Below are 23,898 nucleotides of genomic sequence, written 5' to 3' on the forward strand. Positions count from 1 at the left end.
GCCCTCCGGGGGCGCTTTCCGGCCGACCGTGGACGCCGGCGCGTCACATGGCGGCCCAGGGGACCCGGCAGACGTGGGGCGTGCCGTCCGGCGGACACAGTCGCCGTAGCACTGTCTTGCGCAGTGACCGCCACATCCGCAGGGAGCAGGCCAAGCCGATGCGCAGCTCCACCGGCCGCCGCCCCGCCGGGTCCTCCCCCGGGTGCTCGCACGACCACTGCTCCGCCAGGTCCTCGTACAGGTCCTCCACCCGCGCGTCCGGCTCCGGGATCCCGTTCTCCTCCCAGCGCACCACACGGACACCGCGCGAGGCCGCCGCGGACCTCACGGTGTTGCGGACCCACTCCATGCCGGCCTCGTCCGCGTAGAGACCGAAGACCAGCTCCCTGCCGCTCACGTCGTCACTCCCCCTTGAGCCATGAGTTCATGGCGTCGCACCCGGCGTCGGGTCATCGTTCCTTCATCGGCCGTGGCTACCGTCGCGCACGAGTCCAGGTCATCACTTTCCGCACTTTCCCACCTTCCGAACGTTCCGACCAGGAGGTCATGGTGAGCGAGCACCGTCCCACGCGTAGAGGCGTCTTGAAGGCCGTCGGCGGAATCTCCGCGGCCATGGCTCTCGGCGGCGGGAGCGTCGTCGCCGCGGCATCGGCGGCCAGTGCGGCCGGCGACGGCTTCGGGCTGCGCATCGTGGACCGCAACGAGAACGACCCCCGCATGTGGTACTACCGGTTCGCGACGGACGCGATCGGCTGGAACCCCGGCGTCAACGTCCTGCTCCCGGACGACTACCACACCAGTGGCCGCACCTACCCCGTCCTCTACCTGTTCCACGGCGGCGCCGAGGACTTCATCGACTTCGACCGCAAGGGCATCCGCGCCTGGACGGCCGGCAAGCCGATCATCGTCGTGATGCCCGACGGCGGCCGGGCCGGCTGGTACTCCAATCCGGTCAGCTCCCGCACCGGCCCGCGGAACTGGGAGACCTTCCACATCGCCCAGCTGCTCCCCTGGATCGAGGCGAACTTCCGGACGTACGCCGAATACGACGGCCGTGCCGTCTCCGGGTTCTCGATGGGCGGCTTCGGCGCGCTGAAGTACGCGGCCAAGTACTACGGCCACTTCGCGTCCGTGAGCGCGCATTCCGGCCCGGCCAGCCTGCGCCGCGACTCCGGCCTCGTCGTCCACTGGGCCAACCTGTCGTCCGCGGCCGCGGACCTGGGTGGCGGCACCGTCTACGGCGCGCCGCTGTGGGACCAGGCCAGGGTCAGCGCCGACAACCCGGTCGAGCGCATCGAGAGCTACCGGAACAAGCGGGTCTTCCTCGTGGCCGGAACCAGTCCCGACCCGGTCAACTGGTTCGACAGGGCCAACGAGACCCAGGTGCTGGCCGGTCAGCGGGAGTTCCGCGGCCTCCTCGGCAACGCCGGCATCCCGCACGAGTGGCACGAAGAGCCCGGCGGCCACTTCGTCCGCGACTACATGTTCACGCGCGATCTCGACGGCATCATCGACCGCCTCCGCAAGGCGTAGCGCGGTAATACTTTTCTCCCTCTTCGACCACCTTCGAAGCCTCTGGCCGCGATGCGCGCATACGGGCCAGTCTGGCGTCGAAGGCATCAACCGCCTCCCTCGGTCGAGAGGAAGAAGAGACATGAAGGCTCAAGATTCATCATTCACCAGGTTCGCCCGCCGCGGCCCCCGGCTCGGCCTGGCCGCGTTCGCGCTGGCCGGTGCGCTGGCCTGTGCGGTGGCCGCGCCGGCGAGCGCGGCCCCCGACAGGATCAACGCCTGCGGCTGGAACAAGGGCACCGGCGGCGAACGCGCCTTCTACGAGCACTGCGCCAACGACACCAACGTCTGGATCCAGGTCAAGCGGTGGCCACGCGGCGACTACCACCGCTGCGTCGGCCCGGGCCGCACCAACCTGGACTTCGACGCGACGGGAGCCTGGTACGACAGCACCTACCGCGGCGGGCTCTGCTCCCACCCCGGCGACACCGGCCCCTGACCGGCCCCGCCGCAGGCCGGGTGGCTCGTGCATCCGTCCCGGTGTCGCACAGCGGCACCGGGACGCCCACACCCCTCCACTCAGGACGGCTTCGCCTCGATGAGGTGGAAGACGTTCGGCTGGGGCAGCGGGGTGATGGTGTCGAGCGTGAAGCCCGCCGCGGTGCACAGGCCGGCGAAGTCGTCCGCGGTGCGTTCCCTGCCGCCGAGGTTCACGAGCATGTTGAGGTCGCTGAGGTAGGTCAGGGCGTGGGTTTCGGCCGATACGACGGCCGGCAGGACCGGTTCGACCAGCACCAGGGAGCCGTGGTCGGGGATGACCTCCCTGATGTTCCGGAGAATGGTGACGCACTGCTCGTCGTTCCAGTCGTGGACCACGCTCTTGAGCAGGTAGAGGTCGCCGCCGGCCGGAGCGGACGCGAAGAAGTCGCCGACCGTGAGGGTGATGCGGTCGGCGAGTTTCCCGTCGGCGAGCAGGGCGGGGGCCTGGGCGAGTCCCTCCGCGGTGTCGTAGACGACGCCCCGGGGCCCGGGGTGTGCGCGAAGGACGGCGGCCAGGAGCGTTCCGTCGCCTCCGCCCACGTCCACGACGGTCCCGAAGCGGCCGAAGTCGTAGTGTGCAGGGAGCACTTCGGCCACGACCTGCGTGGCCTGGCCCATCGCCGCGTTGAACTCCGCGGACAGCTCGGGCCGTTCCTTGAGGTAGCTGAAGAAGTCCGTGCCGAAGGCCGCCTCGAATCCGACCTCTCCGGTCCGGACGCTCTGCTCCAGGAAGTCCCAGCCGCGCGTCATCGAAGGATCGGTGAACACCCGGGCGACCGACACCAGCGTGCCGGGGACCCCGGAGCGCAGCAGATCGCCCGCCGGAGTGGTGGCGAAGGTGCCGGGTGCGGTCTCGGTGAGCAGCTGCAGGCCGGCCAGTGCACGCAGCAGGCGGTGCGTGGCCTGGGGCTGGGTGCCGAGCACGCGGGCGAGATCGGCGACCGTGCGCTCGCCCTCGCCCACCTGCTCGAAGACTCCCAGGCGTACGGCCGTGCCCAGGACGTACGTCCCCATCTGCCCGAAGGCCAGTTGCATCACGGCGGCCCGCTCCGCCCAGCCCACCGGTGTCGCGTCATGTCCCGTGTCACGCTTCGCGCTGGTCATGTGCAGCCCCTTCCGCAGTGGCCCGTCTCGCGCCGCGTCCCGGCGCGCGGCATGGCGCGGCAGGAGCGCACGACGCACGCGCACCACCGCCACCATTACTTAGGTAAGCCTAAGTTGATGGTGGCGGCGGTGGCAATGCTGCCGTGCGACTAGGGCGCGGTCCGGCTCCAGCCCCCGACACCACCCCCGGCGTCGAGCGGGGTGATGCGCCGCAGCGCCGCGTATGCGGCCGCCGGATAGCGCGGGTCGGGCTTCAGCGCGTACTCGCGCAGGCACGCCTCGGTGAACTTGATGACGTGCTCGTCGCCGTGTTCGGCGGCCCGGGCGCCCAGTTCGCCGATCGGGGGCAGGTCGGGAACCTCCGATCGCCAGGCCGTCGTGCCCTCGTCGCGCCGGTCGACGGTGAAGGTCAGCAGCAAGGCCGCCTGCACCTGCCACAGCCGGGCCAGGGTCGGCACGTGCAGTGCCTCCGGCAGGTGCGGGAACAGGATGCGTACGGCCGCCGGCGCGGTCACGCCGTGGATGAGCGGCACCGGGGGCACCTCGGGGTGGCCGAGGTAGACGTCGGCGAACTGGGCCGTCATCTCGCTCAGCAGGCGCGGCGCCTGCTCGGGGGCCAGCCACTGCAAGGAGTCGCCGTAGGCGGGCACCTGGGCAAGGGAGTCCAGGCGCCGGCGGGCCCCTTCCGGACCGAGGCCACCCTCCTGCGGCATGCGGGGCAGCGCGGCGACCGCGGCGGGCAGCCCGTAGGAACCACGCAGCCGCGGCTGCCCGGGCAGCTCGGCGTAGCGGGCGGCCCAGTACGCCAGCCCACGTGACAATTCGGCCAGCTGGAGGGGTTCCGGCTTCTCGCCCGCGGCGTACAGTCCACGCACCGCGTGGGCGGTTCGGATCAGGCCGTGCGTCAGGCCGGCGAAGAGACCCGGAAGCAGGCGCGGCCACCAGCGGACCAGGACCTCGCGCCAGTGCGCCTCGGCGAGCTCACGGGCGAAGAGCAGTTCCCAGTCGCCGGCCCGGTGGAACTCCCCCAGCGCGGAACGCCAGGAGGATTCGTCCGCGGGGTCGAGGCCGAAGCGGGCGGCGGGCGGTTCGTGGTGTTCCATCGCCCGCCGGTAGCGCCCCACCCACCGGGCCACCGCGTCCTCCTGGCCGAGCAGGGCCAGCGCCTCGGCGCCCATCGGCCCGTGATTGGCGACGTCGACCCCCTTCCCCCGCTCGTACCCGAGGTCTTCCATCCGTTCCAGTGCGTCGTTGACCGCATCGCGGTAGCTGAGCGACGGCATCGAGAGACCACCTTTCGACTATCCAAATAGTTTGGATATCCAAAGCATCTACACTCGTAGTATGCACGACACCCACGAGACCGGGAAGACGCCCCGGACCCCGACCGCGGACGAAGCCCGCATCGTCGGCCTTGTGCCGCTCCTGGAGCCGTACTTCCGCAGTGCAGTCGTGCGGGGACTCATGCCGGCACCCCTGCGCGACGCGATGGAGACGCACGGGCTGACGCCGCGCCACGGTGCCGTACTGCCGCAGCTGATGGCCGGAGAGCCGCTGACCGTGAGCGAGATCGCCCGACGGCTCCACGTGTCGGTGCCCACCGCCAGCGAGCTGGTCGGCGGCCTGAGCCGGGCCGGGATCGTGGAGCGCACCGAGGACCCGGCGAACCGCCGCCGGATCCTGGTGTCCCTGGCCGAGTCGTACCGCCGGCCGCTCGAAACCTTCGTCGCCCTGCGCGGCGAACCCCTGCTGCGCGCCCTGGACGGCCTGACGCCCACCCAGCGGGACGGGTTCGTGGCGGGCCTCACGGCCTGGGTGAGCGAGGTGCAGAGCTAGCCCCGGCCCCGACCTCGACTCCGGCTCCGGCTCCGGCTCCGGCCCGCAGCCCGCACCCGGCAGCCCCGGGGTCCCCGTAGTCGGGGAGGTCGATGCCGGTGACCTTCCTGCCTTCCTCCAGCATCCAGTCGAGGACGCGGGGCCGGCTCAGCATCCAGTTGCGGATGCGGATTCCCAGCCGGCCCGGGGCGAGGAACTTACCGGTGCGGTCGCCGCCCTTCTGACAGCCCTGGGCGTACTCCCGCAGGAGATCCTCGTAGCGGGCGAAGGCAAGGGCGTGGTCCCCGTCGGCCGCCGCCAGTTCGCCGGCGAGTACGTACGCGGCGACGACGGCGGTGCCCGTCCCCATGCCGCCGATGGTGGCTCCGCAGGCCGCGTCGCCGATGAGGGCGACCCGGCCGTTGGACCAGCGGGGCACGTCGGACCGGCTGATGGAGTCGAAGTACAGCTCGTCCGCACCCTTCAAGGTCTCCAGGAGCCGCGGAACGTCCCACCCGACCCCCGCGAACGCCTCGGCGACGATCGCCTTCTGCTGCTCCTGGTCGTGGCGGTCGTACGTCAGCCGGTCGGCGGCGAAGACGAAGAAGGCGCGGGCCGTCTCCGGATTCCGGTTGTCGGTGCCGACGCTGGCGAAGCGCCCGGGCACGTTGACGCCGACGGACCCCTCGCCGAAGCCGAGGCCCGTGTGGTTGGGCAGGCTCCAGGTGGCCGCGTAGTAGCCGAGGTGGCTGACGTAGTCGTCCTCCGGCCCGAAGGCGAGACGGCGGACGGTGGAGTGCAGCCCGTCGGCGCCGACGACGAGGTCGAAGGTGCCGGTCCGGCCGCTGCGGAACCGGACGTGGACGCCGTCGGCGTCCTGCCGGAGCTCGGTGACGGAGTCGCCGAAGAGGTAGTCGGCGTACGGCAGGCTGTGTTCATAGAGGACGCGGGCGAGGTCGCCGCGCAGCACCTCGATGTCGCCGCCGGCGAAGTCGGCGGGCAGGCGCAGCCGGGTCTTCCCCCGCTCGTCGACGCAGACCATGGGGCTGCCACCGGTCTGGATCCGCCGGAGGGCGTCGAGCACGCCCATGCGCTCCAGCACGGTCAGGTGCGTGTCACCGCGGAAGTCGACGGCCTGCCCGCCTTCGCGCAGGCCCGGGGCCAGCTCGACGACCGTCACGTCGAAGCCGTGGCGGCCGAGCCAGTACGCCAGCGCCGGACCGGCGATGCTCGCACCCGAGATCAGAACCTTCTCGCCCATGGGACCCACCCCTTCAATAACTGCGTCCGGCGGACACTGTTTCTTGATTGTGTACGGTAGACACAGTTTTGGATTCCCGCAAGAAGACAAGAGGAGAGGTCATGGCCGACGACGTGATGCGGCTGCTCTGGGGCCCGCATCCCCAGCCCAAGCGCGGCCCCAAGCCGGCGCTGACCCTCGACGGCATCGCCCGCGCGGGCGTCACGATCGCCGACGCGGAGGGCCTGTCCGCCCTGTCGATGCAGCGGCTGGCGGAGCAGCTCGGGAAGACGAAGATGTCGCTGTACCGCTACGTCCCGGGCAGGGCGGAGCTCGTCGCGCTGATGGTGGAGACGGCGATCGCCGCTGCGCCGGAACCCGCGGCCGGCGACTGGCGCGCCCGTCTGACGGGCTGGTCCCGCGCCCTCGCCGGGGTCTTCGCCCGCCACCCCTGGCTGCTGGACGCAACGGTCGGGCCGCGCCTCATGGGGCCGAACGAGCTGTCCTGGATGGAGCACGCGCTGGCCGCGCTGGACGGAACGGGGCTCACGGGCGCCGAGCGCCTGGACGCGGTGGTCCTGCTGACCAGCCACGTCCGCGGCATCGCCCTCCAGTCACGCGCGACCGGCGCGGAAGGGCCCGAGGCCCAACTCATGGCGGCTCTGGGCGAGGTGATGCGGAAACATGGCGACGGCTACCCGTCCCTGCTGTCCGCCATGGCCTCTGCGGCCGAGCCCCTCGCCCAGGACCAGGCCCTGGCCTTCGGCCTGGAGCGGATCCTGGACGGCCTGGAGGCGCTGATCACGCGGCGCGCGGGGTAGCCGATCGGGCGGGGGCGACCGGGTGGGAGCGATCGGGTGGGGCGGCCACTCGGCGTCGTCCCGTGGCCGCCCGTGTGCGAAGCCGGCCTCAGAACGCCGAGTTGGCGAACCAGCGCGTCAGCAGCTCCTCGTCCCCCCGGACCTCGAAGGCGTCCGAACGCCGGTCGAGACGGCCGTACATGAGGAGAAGCAGGTCCCCGGCCGTTCCCTGCACGGCGGCGTCCGCAGCATCCGCGACGTCTGCGGCGCCCTCGTCGCCCCCGTCGATACCGTCGATGCCGAAGCCGTCGGGCCGGAGACGGACCAGCCAGTCGCCGTCGGTGTCGGTGCAGCGGAAGCGCACCGTTTCGCCGTCACCCCGGAGGTCGGCGACCTTGGGGGCGAAGAACGCGGCGAAGGGCAGGTTGACCAGGAACTCGTCCACACCGTCGGTCGCGAGGTCGCGGTCGATCACCGGTCGCAGTCCCAGCGCGAGCTCCGCGTCGGCCCGGTGGACCAGGGTCTCGAACAGCATCCGCCGCACCCAGAACCTCGCATGCTGGTCGGCGCCCCACGCCCACATCGGGGCGTCCGGGTCGGTGACCGCGAAGACGCTCCGGGCCTCGGCCGCACTCGCCGCGAGCCAGTCGGCGTAGCCGTCCTCGTGAGCCGGCAGCTGCAGGTCGACGTCACGGCTCCGCGGAGCCTCCTGGACGAGCTGCCGCAGCAATACGGAGAACCAGCGCTGCACGCTGCCGGCGTGCCGGACCAGGTCCACGAGCGTCCAGCCCGGGCAGCCGGGCACCGGGGCCGCCAGGTCTGCGCCCTTGACCACCTCCACGAACCTGGCGGTCTCCGCCTCGATGGCATCACGGTGGGCCGCAGGGGCAGACGCCCAGTTCGAACGACCCGAATGATTCGACATGTGTCTTTCGCCGCGCTTCCTGGCTTCCGGCCCGGCGATCCGGCCTGCCGGGCATCTCGGTGCAGCGTTTCACAGCGGTGCGGCGGAGTACGCGGCCACCCACCCGGGTCGGCGCCGGTAGCGGGCCCGGGACGGGTCGATGATGATCGTGGAGGGCCGGACCGTCCGGCCCTGAACACGACGTACACGGGCACCCCCGGCTCCGCGCACGGTCGACCCCGCCACCCGGAGGGCTCATGACGCCTCCACGAGCCGCAGTGCCGCGTCTGATCCACCGGCACCGCTCGGCGACGGCCACCGGGGCCGGCCCGGACCGGGCCGGGAGCCTCCGGCTGAGCTTGCTCCTGGGCCTCCTGCTCTTCGCGGTGTACGCGGCAGTGTCGGTCCGCCGCCAGCAGCGGATGCTGACGGCGGGTTACGACCTGGGCATCTTCGAGCAGACCGTCCGCTCCTACGCCCACGGACACCTGCCCGTCGTGGAGCTCAAGGGTCCCGGCTTCCAGGAACTGGGCGACCATTTCTCTCCCATCCTGGCGACCCTGGCGCCGTTCTACCGCCTCTGGCCTTCACCGCTCGTCCTGCTGCTGGCCCAGGCCGCCCTGATGGCCGTGGCCGTCGTGCCCCTCACCCGGTGGGCGCAGCGCGACCTGGGGACGAGGCCGGCCGTGGTGATCGGGCTGGGGTACGGCCTGTCCTGGGGCATCGCCTCCGCCGTGGGCTTCGACTTCCACGAGGTCTGCTTCGCCGTCCCGCTCCTGGCGTTCTCCCTGACGGCGCTCGGCCAGGGCCGCCTGCGGGCCGCGGCACTGTGGGCGCTGCCCCTGCTGCTCGTCAAGGAAGACCTGGGGCTGACCGTCGCGGTGACCGGCGCCCTCATCGCCTGGCGCGGGGGCCGCCGGCTGGGCGCCGCCCTCGCCGTGGCCGGCCTCGCCGGCACGCTCCTGGAGGTGCTGGTGGTCGTCCCGGCCTTCCGGCAGGGGGACTTCACCTATCTGGGCATGCTCTCCGCGCCCGCCGGAACGCCTTCCGGTGCGACCGGCCAGGTGTACAGGTACACGCTCGGCCTGTTCGCGCCCGGGGACAAGGTCCTCACCCTGATCCTCCTGCTCGCCCCGACCGCGTTCCTCGCCGTGCGCTCACCGCTGCTCTGGGCCGTCGTGCCCACCCTCGGCTGGCGGTTCACCTCCGGCAACCCCCTCTTCTGGGGCACCGGCTTCCACTACAGCGCCGTGCTCATGCCGATCGTCTTCGCCGCATACGTGGACGCCCTCACCCGGCGCCCGGCCGGTACGCGCAACGGGCGGGACCAGCGGGACGGTAGCGACGGGCGGGATCGGCAAGGCACGCGGGACCGGCGCGCGAGGCGGTACAGCCTGATCGTCACCGCGCTCGTCTCCGCCCTGCTCCTGCCCCTCTTCCCACTCTTCCAGCTCGCACGCCCCGGCACCTGGCGCACCGCCCCGCGTGTCGCCACCGCCCACCGGATCATGCACCTGATCCCGGACGGGGCCACCGTCGGCGCGTCCAACCGCCTGGCTCCCCAGCTGGCCAACCGCACCACGGTCTCGGTGTTCGGCTTCTCCGGGAGCCGCCCCGACCCACAGTGGCTCATGCTCGACACCGTGCCCCCGACGGGCTGGCCGATCGGCGAAGCCGACCAGGCCCGGCTGATCGAGGAAGCCCGTACCCACGGCTACGGCATCACCGCCCGGGCGGCCGGCTACCTTCTCCTCCACCGCACCGCACACCCGTGAGGCCCTCTCCCCGGCCGCCGGAACCGCGAACCGGCGCCTTCACCGCTGCCGCCGTGCCTGGCGTTCTCCCAGCACCGCCCGGATCACGTGCCGGGCGTTGTCCGCCATCGCCGGGTTCGTCTTCCGGTAGTACGGCAGGGCGATCAGCGCCTGCGAGAGCGTCCGGCCCCGGCCGCGGCTCCAGGTCGCGTCGTCCACGCCGAGCGCCTCGCGGAAGACCCCTCTCGCTCCGGCGGGCAGGAGGTTCCACGCGGGGAACAGGTCGCAGGCCGGATCGCCCACTCCCATGCACCCGAAGTCGATCACCGACGTCAGCCTGCCGCCGTCCACCAGCAGATTGCCCGGCATCAGATCGGCGTGCAGCCACACCGGCGGCCCGTCCCAGGCCGGGGCCTGCAGCGCGTCCTCCCACACAGCGGCAACGGCATCGCAGTCGACGCCCTCCTGCGGGATCCCGCGCAGTTCCTCGATCGCCGCCCTGGTCGACGCGTCGAGCGAGGCGAGCGGGCCGCCGCGGTGGGCCCGCGGCGCCCCCGGCAGGGTGATGCTCCGCATGGCCGCCACGAACCCGGCAAGGTCCCCGGCCAGCAGCACGGGCTCGCTCAGCGCCCCCGCCTCGGGGGTCTCCCCCGCCATCCACCGGTACACCGACCACGGCCACGGATATCCCTCGGCGGGCTCCCCCGCCCCGAGCACCTCGGGGACGGCCGTGGGCAGCCGGGCCCCGAGGCGGGGCAGCCACTCCCGCTCCGCCAGTACGTCCCCGGCTCCGCCCTGTACCAGCGGCAGCCGGACGACCCTGTCGTCGCCGAGGCGGTACATGGCGTTGACGGTGCCACCGGACGGAAACCGCTCGACCGTCTGCCCCGCCCACTGCGGGAACTGCCCCTCGATCAGCCGCCGCACGAGGTCCTCGTCGATGGGGTGCCGGCCGGGATGCATCTGCCCTGTGCTCATGGGCGGCCATCCGATCGCCGGAGGCCGACGGGCGTCAAACACTTTTCCGGCCCTCGGCCGCCGGTCTCCGACCGGTGTCAGGCCGCCCGGAGGGCGTCGCAGGAGCAGTGGCGGAATTCCAGGCCGAGCTCGTGGTCCACGGCCTCGCTCGTGCGCGTGGCGGCGGCACTGACCTCTTCCCAGGAACCGTACTTGGCGTACAGCTGGTCTGCCGTCGGGCCGAGAGGGTTGCCGTACTTCGCCTGGTTGCGCGCCTCCAGCTCCGCGACCTGTTGCGGGGTCATGCCGGCGCGGACGATGTCCTTGGCGTCGTTGCGCATCTGGACCAGCGTGCGGGCGATGTCCTCCTCCGAGCGCCCTCGGGCCCGCATCCTGCACGCCTTGCGCTCCATGTCCTCCAGCAGCCCGTGGTAGCGGATCCGCTGTTCACGGGAGACCCTGCGCTCCTTCGGCGTCTCGCTGCGGATCATGCACACGACGGGTTCCGGGCTGGTGCAGGGGCCTTTGTCCGGGGGCGCCTGGGAGAGGGGGGCGACGATGACCGAACCACAGGCGGCCGGTGTGCAGCCGGTGGTCGTCTGCGCAGCGGATGCGGGGGCGACGGCGGCCAGTACGGCGTGAGCGGCCAGTACGGCGGGGACGATGCGACGGGCCAGAAGGCGCAGCGGGGGCAGGGCGGGCAGTGGCATGTGCCCATCCTTAAAGCAGCCGCTGGGTCGTACTCGGCGCAACAGGCTTGCACTACTCCCTGTGGGGAGCAGGCTCCACTCCATGGGTGCAACGAGCACCTCGTACCCCTCGCGGCCTCACCAGGTGCTCACCGGGTACTCACCAGCGGAGGAGGAGAAGCTCGACGGTGAAGCCGGGGCCGAAGGCCATGAGCACACCGTGGGATCCGGGAGCCGGGCCGGGAGGTGTGGACATGGTTCTGCGGAGGACGTCGAGGACGGAGGCGGAGGAGATGTTGCCGTGTTCGGCCAGCGAGGCGCGTGTGTGCGTGAGTGCGGCGGGCGACAGGCCGAGGGAGCGGCACACCGCGTCGATGATCTTCGGGCCGCCGGGGTGGACGACCCAGGTGGCGATGGACCGGGTGGTCACGTGGTGGTCGGCGAGGAAGGCGTGCACCTCGTCCGGGAGGTGCTTCTCGATGACGTCGGGCGTGTCCGGGGAGAGGAAGACGGCGAAGCCGTTGCTGCCCACGCGCATGCCCATGAGGTGCTCGGTGCCGGGATGGAGGAAGCTGTGGGTGGCCAGCAGGGCCGGGCCGGGGGCCGCCTGGGCGCGGTGGGCGCCGAAGGCCACGACGGCGGCGCCGGCGTCACCGAAGAGGCTGGTCGCCACGAGATTGGGTGGCGAGGTGTCCGTGCACTGGAAGTCCAGCGAGCACAGCTCGACGGACACCAGGACGGCCACCCGGTCCGGGAAGGCCCTCAGGTAGTCGTGGACTCGCGCGAGACCTGCGGCCCCGCCGGCGCACCCCAGGCCGAGCATGGGGATCCGGGTGACGTCCCGCGGGAGGCCGACGGTCTGGACGAGGCCGGCGTCGAAGGAGGGGATCGAGGCGCCCGTGGCGGTCGTGCTGACGATGGCTCCGACGTCCTCCGGTTGCACGCGGGCCGCCGCGAGGGCTCGGGTCAGGGCCTCCTGTCCCACCCGGGCGGCGGTGGCGGCCCACACCTCGTTGTACTCGGTGAAGCTGCGCCGGCGACGGTACTCGGCCAGGGGCAGGGACAGGTTGCGGTACTCGATGCCGGTGTGGGCGGCGATGCCGGTGAACTGCCGGCGCACCGCGGTGCCGGCGGACAGGAACGCTTCGCTGAACACGGCGGCGATGTCCTGCTGGCGGTGCCGGTGCGGTGGCGCGGCCACCGCGACGGAAGCCACCTGCGGACCCGGCGGGATCGCGTCACTGGTCACAAGTCCCTCACCTCCGCAGGGCCGGGGCTCCGGCCGGTGGAACAGCCCTTCACCATGGCGCGCGCCGTCGCGCGCGCACAGGGCGTGAAGCCGCTGCGAGGGGGCGCCCGGGACCGCACCGGGTGAAGGAGGCGCGTGCTGCGGCGCTGTGGTCGGCAGTGCTTCGGTGAGGCGGCGGGAACCCGGTGGAACCCCGGTGCCGGAGGGTAGCGAGATGACCGGAGAAGGCGCCGTTCCCAGCGCCGTGAAGCAGACCGAAGGGTGACCCATGATGATCGGTAAGCGCGGCGTCCGGATCGCTCTGTGTTCCCTCGCCCTGGTCGCAGTGACCACCACGTGGGCCCCGGCCGGCCAGGCACACGCCCCTGCCCCGCTCGATTGCACGGGCAGAGAGAACATCACGTACGGAGGGCTCGGCCTTTCCTCCGCACCCACCTCGGTCACCGTCGACGGGGTCTACCACTGCGCCGACCCGGCCGGTCACAGGATCACTGCGCAGTACCACACCGAGGGCACGACGACCGCAACATGCCTGCTCCTCGCCTCCAACCGGTCCCGGGAAAAGCTGCGCTACGCCGACGGCTCCACCTCGGTGATCGCCTACAGGAGCGGCCCGTCCGCCCGGCTCCTGGGCGTCAACACCGCGGTGCTCGACGGCGTCGTCATCTCCGGCCGCGGCAAGGGATCCACCGCCAGGAAGGTCATCCAGACGCTCCCCGCGAGCCTGCCGACGGACTGCGTGCTGGCCGGAGGCATCCGTCACACCACGGCCTTCACCCACCTGAGCATCCACCCCTGACGCCGGGGACGCGTAATGATCTTTGTGATAGCTTCGGCGTCGCCGTGCACCACTGCACATTCGAGGAGGTGAGTCCGATCAACACTGTGACGCGTCGGGGCTCCCTCTTCTGCATGGCCTAGGGAGCGCCCGCACAAGGCATTCCCGAAAGGCTTGAAACGCTGATGCGCTTCACCTCCCAGACGTCGTCGGACGGCGTCACCGAACAGTTCTTCACCCTCGACGAGATCCCCGGCGTGCTGTGGACGCCGGAAGGCGCCTGCGGTACTCGTCCCCTGATTCTGCTGGGCCACGGCGGCGGGCAGCACAAGACGGCCCCCGGCACGGTGTCCCGCGCACGCCGCTACGCCGCCGAGGGTTTCGCGGTCGTCGCGATCGACGCGCCCCACCACGGCGACCGGCCCCAGGACGAGGAGTTCGGCCGGATAGCGGCCCGGATGCGGGCCGGCATGGCCGCCGGCGAGAGTCCGGGCGCACTGGTCGCCGGCGTGCACCACCATCTGGCCGGTCAGGCCGTCGCGGACTGGCAGGCGGTCCTGACTGCGGTCCAGCGCCTCGACCGGGTCGGCGTCGGCCCGGTGGGTTACTGCGGCATGTCGATGGGCTGCGGCCTCGGCATCCCGCTCATCGCCGCGGAGCCGCGGATCCGCGCCGCGGAGCTGGGCCTGCTCGGCGTGCACGGGCTGGCCGAGGACGCCGAGCGGATCACCGTGCCGGTGCAGTTCCTCGTCCAGTGGGACGACCAGATGGTTCCGCGGGACGAAAGCCTGGCGCTGTTCGACGCCTTGGCCTCGGCTGAGAAAACCCTGCACGCCAACCCCGGCAGGCACGGGGAGGTGCCGGCGTTCGAAGTGGACAGCTCGCTGCGGTTCTTCGCCCGCCATCTGAGCTGACACACGACACAGGGCAAAGGCAGGGAGTTCTCCTCCCTGCCCTTCTCAACCTATAGCGCACCGGGGGGCTTGCGGCAAGACCCGGGTCGTGCCCCAGCATGGTCGGCCGAGGCCAGGACCTGCAGAAACGGGGATTTACGACATGCGTGTGGTGTTGTCGACGTGGGGCTCACGCGGGGACGTCGAACCGCTGGCCGCACTCGCGGTGCGGTTGCGGGAACTCGGTGCGGAGGCGCAGGTGTGCGCGCCTCCGGACGAGGAGTTCGCGGCGCTGCTGGCCGGTGTCGGCGTGGAGTTGGTGCCGCTCGGTCCGTCGGTGCGTTCGGTGGTGACCGGGAAGAGGCCGCCGACGGCGCAGGACGCCTTCCGGCTCGCGCCCGAGTTGGTCGCCGCGCGGTTCGAAACGCTCACCGCGGCGGCCGAGGGGAGCGACGCGCTGCTGGCCACCGGCCTGATGCCGGCCGGCGCACGCGCGGTGGCCGAGAAACTGGGCATCCCCTACGTGTACGCGTGCTTCCATCCGTTCGGACTGCCGTCGCGGCACTTCCGTCCGGGGCCGCGGCCGGGCACCCCGTCCCCGCGGGAGGAGACCGACCACAAGGTGCTGTGGGAGCAGGACGCCCAGCGCGTGAACGCGTTGTACGGGGAGGCGCTCAACCGCCACCGGGCGGCGATCGGCCTGCCGCCGGTGGACAACGTCCGTGACCACGTCTTCACCGACCGGCCGTGGCTGGCGGCCGACCCGGTCCTGGGCCCGTGGCAGGCGATGACGGAGCTCGACCTCGTCCAGACCGGGGCGTGGATCCTGCCGGACGAACGCCCGCTCCCGGCCGAGTTGGAGGCGTTCCTGGACGCCGGCGCACCGCCGGTGTACGTGGGCTTCGGCAGCATGGCCGTGCACCTCTCGACGGACCTGGCCCGGGTGGCCATCGAGGCGGTCCGCGCGCAGGGCCACCGGGTCCTTCTCGCTCGCGGCTGGGCCGGCCTGGCCCCGATCGACGACCGGGACGACTGCCACGTCGTCGGGGAGGTCAACCAGCAGGCGCTGTTCGGCCGGGTGGCCGCCGTCGTGCACCACGGCGGCGCGGGCACCACGACGACGGCCGCCCGGGCCGGCGCGCCGCAGGTGGTGGTGCCCCAGATCGTGGACCAGCCGTACTGGGCCGCCCGGGTGGCCGAGCTGGGCATCGGTGCGGCACACGACGGTCCGGCCCCGACCGTCGACTCCCTGTCGGCCGCCCTCACCACGGCCCTGACCCCCGGGACCCGCGCACGAGCGACCGCCGTGGCCGGCACGATCCGCACCGACGGTGCGGCGGTGGCCGCGAAACTCCTGCTCGACGCAGCCGGCCGGGAGAGGCCGCAATCGTCCTGTTAGACGTTCCAAGGGCTGCGGCGGGGGCTCGGTGACGGGCACTCCGCCGCGGCCGGACGCGCACCGTCACTCCGTCGCCCCCACAGGGCGACGGAATCCGGATTCCGCACCCAGGAGGTCACTGCCGTGTTCGGCCCGAGATCGTCCAGTGCCGCCCGCCGATCGTTACAGGACGCCCCGTCGGACGACGCCTTCTTACGTCAGCTGGGGTACCGGCCCCAGCTGACGCGGCGCATGGGGCGGCACGGAAACTTCGCCATCTCCTTCTCCGTGATCTCGGTCCTCTCCGGCTGCATGACGCTCTACGGCTTCGGGCTGGCCACCGGCGGGCCGGCCGTGATGCTGTGGGGCTGGATCGCGGTCGGTGCGATGGTGCTGTTCGTCGGCGCGGGTCTCGCCGAGGTCACCAGCGCCTACCCGACCAGCGGCGCCCTCTACTACATGGCCGACCGCCTCGGAGGACGGCGCTGGGGCTGGTACACGGGCTGGCTGAACCTGCTGGGGCTGCTGGGGGCCATCGCCGGCATCGACTACGGGGCCGCCCAGTTCGCCGGTGCCTTCGCCGGCCTCCAGTGGGGCTTCGTCCCCACGCCCCGCTCCACGTTCGTGATCTTCCTGTGCATCCTCGCGCTGCACGCCGTTCTGAACCTCTTCGGCGTGCGGCTCGTCAGCGTCCTCAACTCGGTCAGCGTCTGGTGGCATCTGGCCTGCGTCACCGTCATCGTGGGCGCGCTGACCCTCGTACCGAGCCACCACCAGTCGCCGTCCTTCGTCTTCGGCACGTTCGTCAACGACACCGGGTGGAGCGCGCAGTGGTACGTGGTCCTCATCGGTCTGCTGCTCGCGCAGTACACCTTCAGCGGCTACGACGCCTCCGCCCATCTGTCCGAGGAGACGACCGGGGCCCGGACCAACGCGCCTCGCGGCATCATGCACGCCATCGCGTGGTCGTGGGGTGCGGGGCTCCTCCTGCTGGCCGGTCTGACCTTCGCCATCCAGGACTACGCCGGGACCCGGAACTCCGGCACCGGCGTGCCGCCCGCCCAGATCTTCCTCGACGCGCTCGGCACCTCCGCCGCCGAGGCGCTGCTGCTGATCGTCGTCGTCGCCCAGCTGTTCTGCGGCAACGCCGAGGTCGCCGCGTGCTCCCGCATGATCTTCGCCTTCTCGCGCGACGGCGCCCTGCCCGGCTCCCGTACCTGGCGCCGGGTCGACGCCCGTACCGGCACCCCGCGCCCGGCCGTGTGGCTGTCGGTCGCCGTCGCCGGCGTCCTCGCCCTGCCCTCCCTCTACAGCCCCACGGCGTACGGGGCGATCACGGCCATCAACGTCATCGGCATCACCCCTGCCTACGCCGTCCCCATCTACCTGAGGCTGCGCCATCGCCGCGCCTTCCGGCCCGGCCCGTGGACGCTCGGCAGCCGGGGCACGCTCGTCGGCTGGATCGCCGTGCTGTGGGTGGCGTTCGTGACCGTGCTCTTCCTGCTCCCGCAGAGCTACCCCGTGACGTCCCGGAGCTTCAACTACGCCCCCGTCGCCCTGGCCGCCGTCCTGCTGCTGGCGACCGTCTGGTGGTACGTGGCCGGCAGGCGTTCCTACGGGCCGCCCGCCCATGACGCCGTCCCGGAGAGCCCTGCGCGAGACGACGCCATGTGACGGGCGGGAACGGCACTCAGCCGGTCGCTGCGGGGCTGTCCGGCAGGGCGTCGAGGGAGACGCGGGGGTGCGGGATCAGGGCCTCCGCGCTCTGCTGCACGGACACGGCCCGCGCCGGCGCGGGGATGCGGATGCCCTCGGTGCGGTACCGCTGGTGCAGGCGCTTGATGAACTCGTGCTTGATGCGCCACTTGTCGCTGAACTCGCCGACCCCGAGGATCACGGTGAAGCCGATCCGCGAGTCCCCGAAGGTGTGGAACCGGACGGCCGGCTCGTGGTCGGCGACCGCGCCGGCCACCTCCTTCATCACGCTTTCGGCGACCTCGACCGTGACCCGCTCGACGTGCTCCAGGTCGCTGTCATAGGCGACGCCCACCTGCAACGTGACCGACAGCTTCTGCTCGGGCCGGGTGAAGTTGGTCATGTTCGTGCCGGCGAGCTTGGCGTTGGGGATGATGACCCGGTTGTTGTTGAGCTGCTCCACCACCGTGTTGCGCCAGTTGACGTCGACGACGTAGCCCTCCTCACCGGTGCTGAGCCGGATGTAGTCGCCGGGCTGGACCGTCTTCGAGACGAGGATGTGCACGCCGGCGAACAGGTTGGCCAGCGTGTCCTTCAGCGCGAGGGCGATCGCGAGACCGCCCACGCCCAGGGCGGTGAGCAGCGGGGCTATGGATATGCCCAGGGTCTGCAGGACTATGAGGAAGCCCATCGCCATGACCGCGATGCGCGTGATGTTGACGAAGATGGTGGCCGAACCGGCCACACCCGACCGGGACTGCGCCACGGACCGCACCAGCTCACCGACCACCCGGGCGGCGGCGACCGTCGCGGTGAAGATGACCAGCGTCGTCAGGATCTCGTTGACGACGTGGCCCACCGAGCGGGTCAGCGGCAGGGCCGCGGCCGCCGAGGCCACACCGCCCGCCACCGCGCACCAGGGGGCGAGCGTGCGCAGGAAGTCGACGATGATGTCGTCCCCGGCCCACTTGGTCCTGCGGGCGCGTTCGGCGAGCCAGCGCAGGATGACCCGCAGCACGAGGGCCGCGGCCAGGCCGGCGGCCAGGGCGATGCCGGCGACGATGACGTCGTGCGCCGTCAGATCGCGGTTCACCGGCGTCCCCTCTCGCTCCCGGAGACCGGAGCGCCGGCGCCGAGCGCCGCCGTAAGCCCGGAGTAACGATGCGTCACCTTGTACCTGCCTGTTCCGAGAAATCACGATCGCGCCGGACCGTGAAGATGACCCGGCGCGAGAAGTCATCCTGCACCACGGGCCTTTCGACTCCGCACGCCCGGTGCCCCGTCCGCCGACGGACAGTCAGCTGCCCTCGGGCGACAGCCGCCTACGGGCCCGGGGCCCGAGCTCACCGCGCACCCGCTGCGGCCCTGGCGCCGGGGCTGCGGCCGGCTGTCCGGGAGGAGAGAGCGCGGCGCGCCGCCGTCAGGGCGCCCAGCCGTGCGAGACCCGGCGGGGCCGCTCGGCGGTCACGGACGAGCGCCGCGCGAGCATCGCCGGCCCCGGCCCCCGGCGGTGGCTCGTCGTGCCGCTTGACGCGGATCACATCAGAGCCGTGATCGATGAAGATCACGCAAGGCCACATCGGGGCGAAAGGCGTCAAACCGGGGCATTCTTTCCCCTCGCGGCCCCCGATCCCCGCCCCCCTTACGCAGCCGACCTCGGAGCGCGGCACCCCACCCAGGGGCACCGCTCGATTGATCAAAGCGGCGTGGGGTTAGCATATGAGCACCGCCTAGCTCGATCGAGAGATAAGCCTGTGACTGTCAACGAAGACGCGTTCACTAACTGGAAGAACCGCGAGGAGATCGCGGAGTCGATGATCCCGATCATCGGGAAGCTGCAGCGGGAGCGGGACGTAACGGTCCTCCTTCACAGCCGCTCCCTGGTGAACAAGTCGGTGGTCAGCATTCTCAAGACCCACCGGTTCGCCCGGCAGATAGCCGGCGAGGAGCTCTCGGTCACCGAGACCCTCCCGTTCCTGCAGGCTCTCACCACTCTCGATCTCGGCCCTTCCCAGATCGACATCGGCATGCTCGCCGCGACGTACAAGACCGACGACCGCGGTCTTTCGGTGGAGGAATTCACCGCCGAGGCCGTCGCCGGCGCCACGGGCGCCAACAAGATCGAGCGCCGCGAGTCGCGCGACGTCGTCCTCTACGGCTTCGGCCGCATCGGCCGCCTCGTCGCCCGCCTGCTCATCGAGAAGGCCGGCTCCGGCAACGGTCTGCGCCTGCGCGCCATCGTGGTCCGCCAGGGCGGCGACCAGGACATCGTCAAGCGCGCCTCCCTGCTGCGCCGCGACTCCATCCACGGCCAGTTCCAGGGCACGATCACCGTCGACGAGGCGACCAGCACGATCGTCGCCAACGGCAACGAGATCAAGGTGATCTACGCCAACGACCCGTCCGAGGTCGACTACACGGCGTACGGCATCGACAACGCCATCCTCATCGACAACACCGGCAAGTGGCGCGACCGCGAGGGCCTGTCGAAGCACCTCCGTCCCGGCATCGACAAGGTCGTCCTGACCGCTCCGGGCAAGGGCGACGTCCCCAACATCGTCCACGGCGTCAACCACGACACGATCAAGCCGGACGAGCAGATCCTGTCCTGCGCCTCCTGCACCACCAACGCCATCGTCCCGCCGCTGAAGGCCATGGACGACGAGTACGGCGTGCTGCGCGGCCACGTGGAGACCGTCCACTCGTTCACCAACGACCAGAACCTTCTGGACAACTACCACAAGGCCGACCGCCGCGGTCGTTCCGCGCCGCTCAACATGGTCATCACGGAGACCGGCGCCGCCTCCGCCGTCGCCAAGGCCCTGCCGGACCTCAAGGCGCCGATCACCGGCAGCTCGATCCGCGTCCCCGTGCCGGACGTCTCGATCGCGATCCTCAGCCTGCGGCTCGGGCGCGAGACCACCCGCGAGGAGGTCCTCGAGTACCTCCGCGACGTCTCGCTGAACTCGCCGCTGAAGCGCCAGATCGACTTCACCACCGCCCCCGACGCCGTGTCCATGGACTTCGTCGGCTCGCGCCACGCCTCGATCGTCGACGCCGGCGCCACCAAGGTCGACGGCGACAACGCCATCCTCTACCTCTGGTACGACAACGAGTTCGGCTACTCCTGCCAGGTCATCCGCGTCGTCCAGCACGTCTCCGGGGTGGAGTACCCGACCTACCCGGCCCCGATGGCCTGATCCGGACAGACCCGCCCGAACCGGCACAGCGGCCGGCGGGTGGCGGTGGTGCGGCAACCGATGCCTTCCGGCATCCGGTGCCGCCCACGGCCACCCGCCGGCCGTCGGCGTATGCGGGGTGCCGTGGGGCTCTCCCGTCCCTCTCATCGGGCCCGGACAGGCCGGGGCCGGGATTGCCCGGGTCGGCCGGAATTGCGGCCCACGCGTCTCCCTTGAGTTACTCGCGGGTTACTTCAAAGAATTCCCCAAGAAGATGATCAAGGGGTGATAACCCCACCACGCTGTGCAATTGCACACAATCGGAATCAGTCATTCCGAGGTAACGATCTTATTAAGCAGGGCCGCGGGGATCGCCACTCATTGGGATGGACCTTTCCTGGCCGCCCATTCAAGTAACCTTAAAATAAGGGGACTTGAACTTCACTTCCGCCGCCGCGCGTTCATCTCCCTGAAGCATGCACCCGAATACGCCGCACTAAACGCCCCTGTCTGACGGAGCGTCTGCTCTGGCACACTTCCGGCCACCCCCACAACTCCCCCACAGAAATGAGGAGTGGCTTTGCCTGGACGCAGAAGACAGGTTCGGCAACGGCGACGAAAACGCGGCATGTTCGTCGCGGCGGTGGCCGTCACAGCGGGAGCACTGGCCGGTGCGGCGGTGCTCGGCGGCGTCTTCGACCACGAGTCGTCCCGGCCCGGGACCGTCGCCGCACAGGCGACGGCCGACGGTCCGGCTCCGGCACCCGCGCACGACAAGACGCCGGAGCCGGTGACCCGAATACCCAACGACGACCGTGCGCAGGGCCTCGTCTACAAGGGCCTGGACCCCGCGCCCAAGGGCGACCGCTGCGCCGGTGTCCTGCGGACCACCGACGGCCGGTGCACGCACGGTCCCGACAAGCCGCCCAAGGGCGTGGACATCGCCAAGGACACCCCGCCCGCCGTGAAGACCCAGGACACGGCCGCATCACCGGAGCGCCCGGCCACGGACACCGAGAAGGCGTCCCCGGGGCAGCCCTCCGCCGGCACCACGGCCACCGTCGACGCCCGCCAGGCCGGCAGCGCCGCCGCCAAGACGCCACCCGCCGCCCCGGCCCCCACCCCGGGCACCTCGGGCGGAAAGGCGGCGCCCTCCGGCCAGACCGTGCAGTGCGACGGTGACGGGACCACCGGCAACCGCGTGCAGGTGGTGTACGCGCACGCTCCCGGCAACGACCGGTACGCCGAATACCTGGGCTCGTTCCGCAAGTGGGCCGCCGACGCCGACACCATCTACTTCGCCAGCGCGCAGGAGACCGGCGGCGTACGGCACATCCGGTTCGTCACCGGCGCCGACTGCACCCCGTCCGTGCTCAACGTCGAGGTGCCGAACTCCGCACTGTCGGAGTTCAGCGCGATGAACTCGGCGCTCGCGGCGAAGGGTTTCGACCGGCGCGACCGCAAGTACATGATTTTCGCGGACGCCAAGGTGTACTGCGGCATCGGCACCTTCAACGGTGACGAGCGCCCCGGCCCCAGCAATCTCAGCAACTTCGGTCCCTCCTACGGACGTACGGACGCCGGATGCTGGGGCGGCTCCACCGCCGCGCACGAACTGGGGCACAACCTCGGCGCGGTGAACAACAGCGCCCCGAACACCAGCCGCGCCGCGCACTGCACCGACGAGTGGGACGTCATGTGCTACTCGGACGCGCCGTACTACCCCGCCATGCGCAACGTCTGCACCGAGCGGGGCCACGACGAGCGTCTGGACTGCAACCACGACGACTACTTCCACACCAGTCCGCAGCCCGGCAGTTACCTGGCCACGCACTGGAACGTCGCGAACAACCAGTTCCTGATGACCGGCAACGGCACGCGGCCCGACCCCGGCCCCAACCCGACGCCCACGCCCACGCCCAAGCCGACCGGCAGCACCGGACCGTCGACCGGCCCCGTGCCCGTCGTCGGACAGCTGACGTCCGACTCGGCCGTGGTCAGCTGGCCCGCGGCGCCCTCCGCAGCCTGGTACCAGCTGCTGCTCAACGGCAGCCACCTGGCGTGGGTCCAGCCCAACTCGGCGCGGATCCACCACCTGCGGCCCGACACCGACTACACGATCGCCGTCGCGGTCCGCGACCAGGCCGGACGCGACGCCAAGCCCGGCCGTGCGGTGACGTTCCACACCCCGCCCGTGAGCAGCACCACCACCAAGCCCGACACCCGGTACACGCTGACCAACGGGCACACCGGACTGGCGGCCGAGATCTGGGGCGGCAAGACCGCGGACGGCACCGTCCTCGTCGGTTCCCAGCCCAACGGCTTCACGCCCCAGCAGTGGTACCTCGACGACAACGGTCGCGGCAGCGTGCGGCTGCGCTCGGCGGTGTCCGGCAAGTGCCTGCAGCTCGGCGGCGCTCCGAGCCCCGGCCAGTGGGTCGCGCAACGGCCCTGCTCCGGCGACGCCGCCCAGCAGTGGAAGCTGACGCGCTCCGGTGACGGCCTGCACCTCGCGGCGGGCGACGGTTCGCTCGTCCTGAGCGTCGGCAAGCGGCCGTACTACGGGGCGTGGCTGCTCGAACTCCAGAAGCCGGACAGCTCCGGCTACCAGACCTGGGCCCTGCAGAAAGCCTCCTGAACCACTCCTCGACGGCAGGGGCCGCCGTGCGGGAGCCCCTGCCGTCCTTCCCGCCTCCCCCTTCCCCGCACACCCCCACACACCGGAGTCACCACCTCATGCCCGATCGCCGCTTCACGGCAGCGGCCGCCGCCCTCGCGGGCCTGCTCGTCCTGGGGTCCGGGACGGCGGCGCACGCCCACGGCGACACCATCCATCTGACCGTCACGGGCGTCGTCGCCGGCCATCCCACCACCAAGGCGACCTGGGAGGACGACGGCCACCCGGTGAGCGAGAAGGTCGCCGGCACCATCACCGCGACCTCGGCCGACGGCACCACGCTCGGCCCCTGGCGGTTCGTACCGGTTCCCGGAGAGCCCGGAACCTTCACCACGAGCGAGGCCCTGCCCGCCGGCCAGTGGACGCTCACGGCCCAGACGGCCTTCCCGGCGCTCGGCCGCGCCGAGGAACGGGCCGAGGTGACGCCCGCGTCCCTCACGGGCCCCCCCGCACCGGCGGGCCCGGTCGCGCCGCAGCGCAGCACGGCACCCGCCCCCGCTTCGCCGGCCGCGGCGGACCCGTCCGCGCACACGGCCGCGGCCGCCGGGTCCCCGCGGACCGCGTCCGAGGACGGGCCGGCGCCCGGAGCGGTGGCTCTCGGCGCCGTCGCGGTGGTCGCCGGCGCAGGCGGCATCGCCGCCTTCTGGCTCCTGCGGCGCCGCCGGGCCCACCGCCCCTGAATCAGCGGCATCGGCCGCATCGGACAGAGCAGCACCACGGCACAGCAGCAAAAG

At 71.6% G+C, this 23,898-nt stretch carries 21 protein-coding genes; 12 read left to right on the forward strand and 9 right to left on the reverse strand.

The features are described from left to right. Positions 1-43: 43 nt before the first annotated feature. On the reverse strand, positions 44-397 hold the full coding sequence (locus IE182_RS06715) for a hypothetical protein (protein WP_190108701.1): 354 nt from the start codon (positions 395-397) through the stop codon (positions 44-46). Positions 398-546: 149 nt separating this feature from the next. Here IE182_RS06715 and IE182_RS06720 point away from each other — a divergent pair, with 149 nt between their 5' ends. Then, the gene (locus tag IE182_RS06720; RefSeq protein WP_190108702.1) at positions 547-1,533 is read left to right on the forward strand and encodes an alpha/beta hydrolase; all 987 of its coding nucleotides are present in this window, start codon (positions 547-549) and stop codon (positions 1,531-1,533) included. Positions 1,534-1,654: 121 nt separating this feature from the next. Next, positions 1,655-2,011, forward strand: a complete 357-nt coding sequence (locus tag IE182_RS06725; protein WP_190108703.1) for a DUF6355 family natural product biosynthesis protein — start codon at positions 1,655-1,657, stop codon at positions 2,009-2,011. Between the two features lie 80 nt (positions 2,012-2,091). Here IE182_RS06725 and IE182_RS06730 read toward each other — a convergent pair whose 3' ends face one another. Together IE182_RS06730 and IE182_RS06735 are read right to left on the reverse strand one after the other, a co-directional pair. Next, positions 2,092-3,156: a methyltransferase gene (locus tag IE182_RS06730; protein ID WP_190108704.1), complete on the reverse strand. Its 1,065-nt coding sequence runs from the start codon at positions 3,154-3,156 to the stop codon at positions 2,092-2,094. A gap of 149 nt (positions 3,157-3,305) precedes the next feature. Next, entirely contained in the window at positions 3,306-4,439 is a 1,134-nt protein-coding gene (locus IE182_RS06735; RefSeq protein WP_190108705.1) for a questin oxidase family protein, read from the reverse strand. Positions 4,440-4,500: 61 nt separating this feature from the next. On the opposite strand from IE182_RS06735, the gene IE182_RS06740 reads away from it, so the two are divergent. Continuing rightward, positions 4,501-4,992 carry a MarR family winged helix-turn-helix transcriptional regulator gene (locus IE182_RS06740; protein ID WP_190108706.1) on the forward strand — a complete coding sequence of 164 codons (492 nt, stop codon included), beginning with the start codon at positions 4,501-4,503 and terminating at the stop codon, positions 4,990-4,992. On the opposite strand, the gene IE182_RS06745 is transcribed toward IE182_RS06740, so the two are convergent. Beyond that, complete coding sequence (locus IE182_RS06745) at positions 4,961-6,232, reverse strand: FAD-dependent monooxygenase (RefSeq protein ID WP_190108707.1); 1,272 nt, start codon at positions 6,230-6,232, stop codon at positions 4,961-4,963. The genes IE182_RS06740 and IE182_RS06745 overlap by 32 nt on opposite strands. A 101-nt stretch (positions 6,233-6,333) precedes the next feature. Between IE182_RS06745 and IE182_RS06750 the strand changes: the two genes are divergently transcribed. Beyond that, positions 6,334-7,032 carry a TetR/AcrR family transcriptional regulator gene (locus tag IE182_RS06750; protein WP_190108708.1) on the forward strand — a complete coding sequence of 233 codons (699 nt, stop codon included), beginning with the start codon at positions 6,334-6,336 and terminating at the stop codon, positions 7,030-7,032. A gap of 88 nt (positions 7,033-7,120) precedes the next feature. Here the strand turns inward: IE182_RS06750 and IE182_RS06755 are convergent, their stop codons facing one another. Beyond that, entirely contained in the window at positions 7,121-7,936 is an 816-nt protein-coding gene (locus IE182_RS06755) for a maleylpyruvate isomerase family mycothiol-dependent enzyme (protein ID WP_190108709.1), read from the reverse strand. A gap of 236 nt (positions 7,937-8,172) precedes the next feature. Between IE182_RS06755 and IE182_RS06760 the strand changes: the two genes are divergently transcribed. Beyond that, on the forward strand, positions 8,173-9,690 hold the full coding sequence (locus IE182_RS06760; RefSeq protein ID WP_190108710.1) for a DUF2079 domain-containing protein: 1,518 nt from the start codon (positions 8,173-8,175) through the stop codon (positions 9,688-9,690). Positions 9,691-9,729: 39 nt separating this feature from the next. On the opposite strand, the gene IE182_RS06765 is transcribed toward IE182_RS06760, so the two are convergent. The 3 genes from IE182_RS06765 to IE182_RS06775 all read right to left on the reverse strand — a co-directional run bounded on the left by IE182_RS06765 (position 9,730) and on the right by IE182_RS06775 (position 12,564). Further along, the gene (locus tag IE182_RS06765; RefSeq protein WP_190108711.1) at positions 9,730-10,647 is read right to left on the reverse strand and encodes an aminoglycoside phosphotransferase family protein; all 918 of its coding nucleotides are present in this window, start codon (positions 10,645-10,647) and stop codon (positions 9,730-9,732) included. A 77-nt stretch (positions 10,648-10,724) separates the two neighbouring features. Continuing rightward, entirely contained in the window at positions 10,725-11,336 is a 612-nt protein-coding gene (locus IE182_RS06770) for a hypothetical protein (protein WP_190108712.1), read from the reverse strand. A gap of 139 nt (positions 11,337-11,475) precedes the next feature. Continuing rightward, positions 11,476-12,564: a type III polyketide synthase gene (locus tag IE182_RS06775; RefSeq protein ID WP_229844625.1), complete on the reverse strand. Its 1,089-nt coding sequence runs from the start codon at positions 12,562-12,564 to the stop codon at positions 11,476-11,478. Between the two features lie 268 nt (positions 12,565-12,832). Here IE182_RS06775 and IE182_RS06780 point away from each other — a divergent pair, with 268 nt between their 5' ends. From IE182_RS06780 to IE182_RS06795, 4 genes are all read left to right on the forward strand, one after another. Continuing rightward, positions 12,833-13,363: a hypothetical protein gene (locus IE182_RS06780; protein WP_190108714.1), complete on the forward strand. Its 531-nt coding sequence runs from the start codon at positions 12,833-12,835 to the stop codon at positions 13,361-13,363. Between the two features lie 164 nt (positions 13,364-13,527). Further along, positions 13,528-14,256, forward strand: a complete 729-nt coding sequence (locus IE182_RS06785; protein ID WP_190108715.1) for a dienelactone hydrolase family protein — start codon at positions 13,528-13,530, stop codon at positions 14,254-14,256. Positions 14,257-14,398: 142 nt separating this feature from the next. Beyond that, positions 14,399-15,634 carry a glycosyltransferase gene (locus tag IE182_RS06790; protein ID WP_190108716.1) on the forward strand — a complete coding sequence of 412 codons (1,236 nt, stop codon included), beginning with the start codon at positions 14,399-14,401 and terminating at the stop codon, positions 15,632-15,634. Between the two features lie 201 nt (positions 15,635-15,835). Continuing rightward, positions 15,836-17,287, forward strand: a complete 1,452-nt coding sequence (locus tag IE182_RS06795; RefSeq protein WP_229844643.1) for an amino acid permease — start codon at positions 15,836-15,838, stop codon at positions 17,285-17,287. A gap of 16 nt (positions 17,288-17,303) precedes the next feature. Here IE182_RS06795 and IE182_RS06800 read toward each other — a convergent pair whose 3' ends face one another. After that, positions 17,304-18,401, reverse strand: coding sequence for a mechanosensitive ion channel family protein (locus IE182_RS06800; protein ID WP_190108718.1), 1,098 nt, complete (start codon positions 18,399-18,401; stop codon positions 17,304-17,306). 661 nt (positions 18,402-19,062) lie between these two features. On the opposite strand from IE182_RS06800, the gene IE182_RS06805 reads away from it, so the two are divergent. From IE182_RS06805 to IE182_RS06815, 3 genes are all read left to right on the forward strand, one after another. After that, positions 19,063-20,508, forward strand: coding sequence for a glyceraldehyde-3-phosphate dehydrogenase (locus IE182_RS06805; RefSeq protein ID WP_190108719.1), 1,446 nt, complete (start codon positions 19,063-19,065; stop codon positions 20,506-20,508). Positions 20,509-21,115: 607 nt separating this feature from the next. Further along, complete coding sequence (locus IE182_RS06810) at positions 21,116-23,125, forward strand: RICIN domain-containing protein (RefSeq protein ID WP_190108720.1); 2,010 nt, start codon at positions 21,116-21,118, stop codon at positions 23,123-23,125. A gap of 98 nt (positions 23,126-23,223) precedes the next feature. After that, a complete protein-coding gene (locus IE182_RS06815) occupies positions 23,224-23,844 on the forward strand; it encodes a hypothetical protein (RefSeq protein ID WP_190108721.1) in 621 nt (206 codons plus the stop codon). Positions 23,845-23,898 lie beyond the last annotated feature (54 nt).

Origin of the sequence: Streptomyces cinnamoneus, assembly GCF_014650495.1 — a bacterium.
Lineage (GTDB): Bacteria > Actinomycetota > Actinomycetes > Streptomycetales > Streptomycetaceae > Streptomyces > Streptomyces cinnamoneus.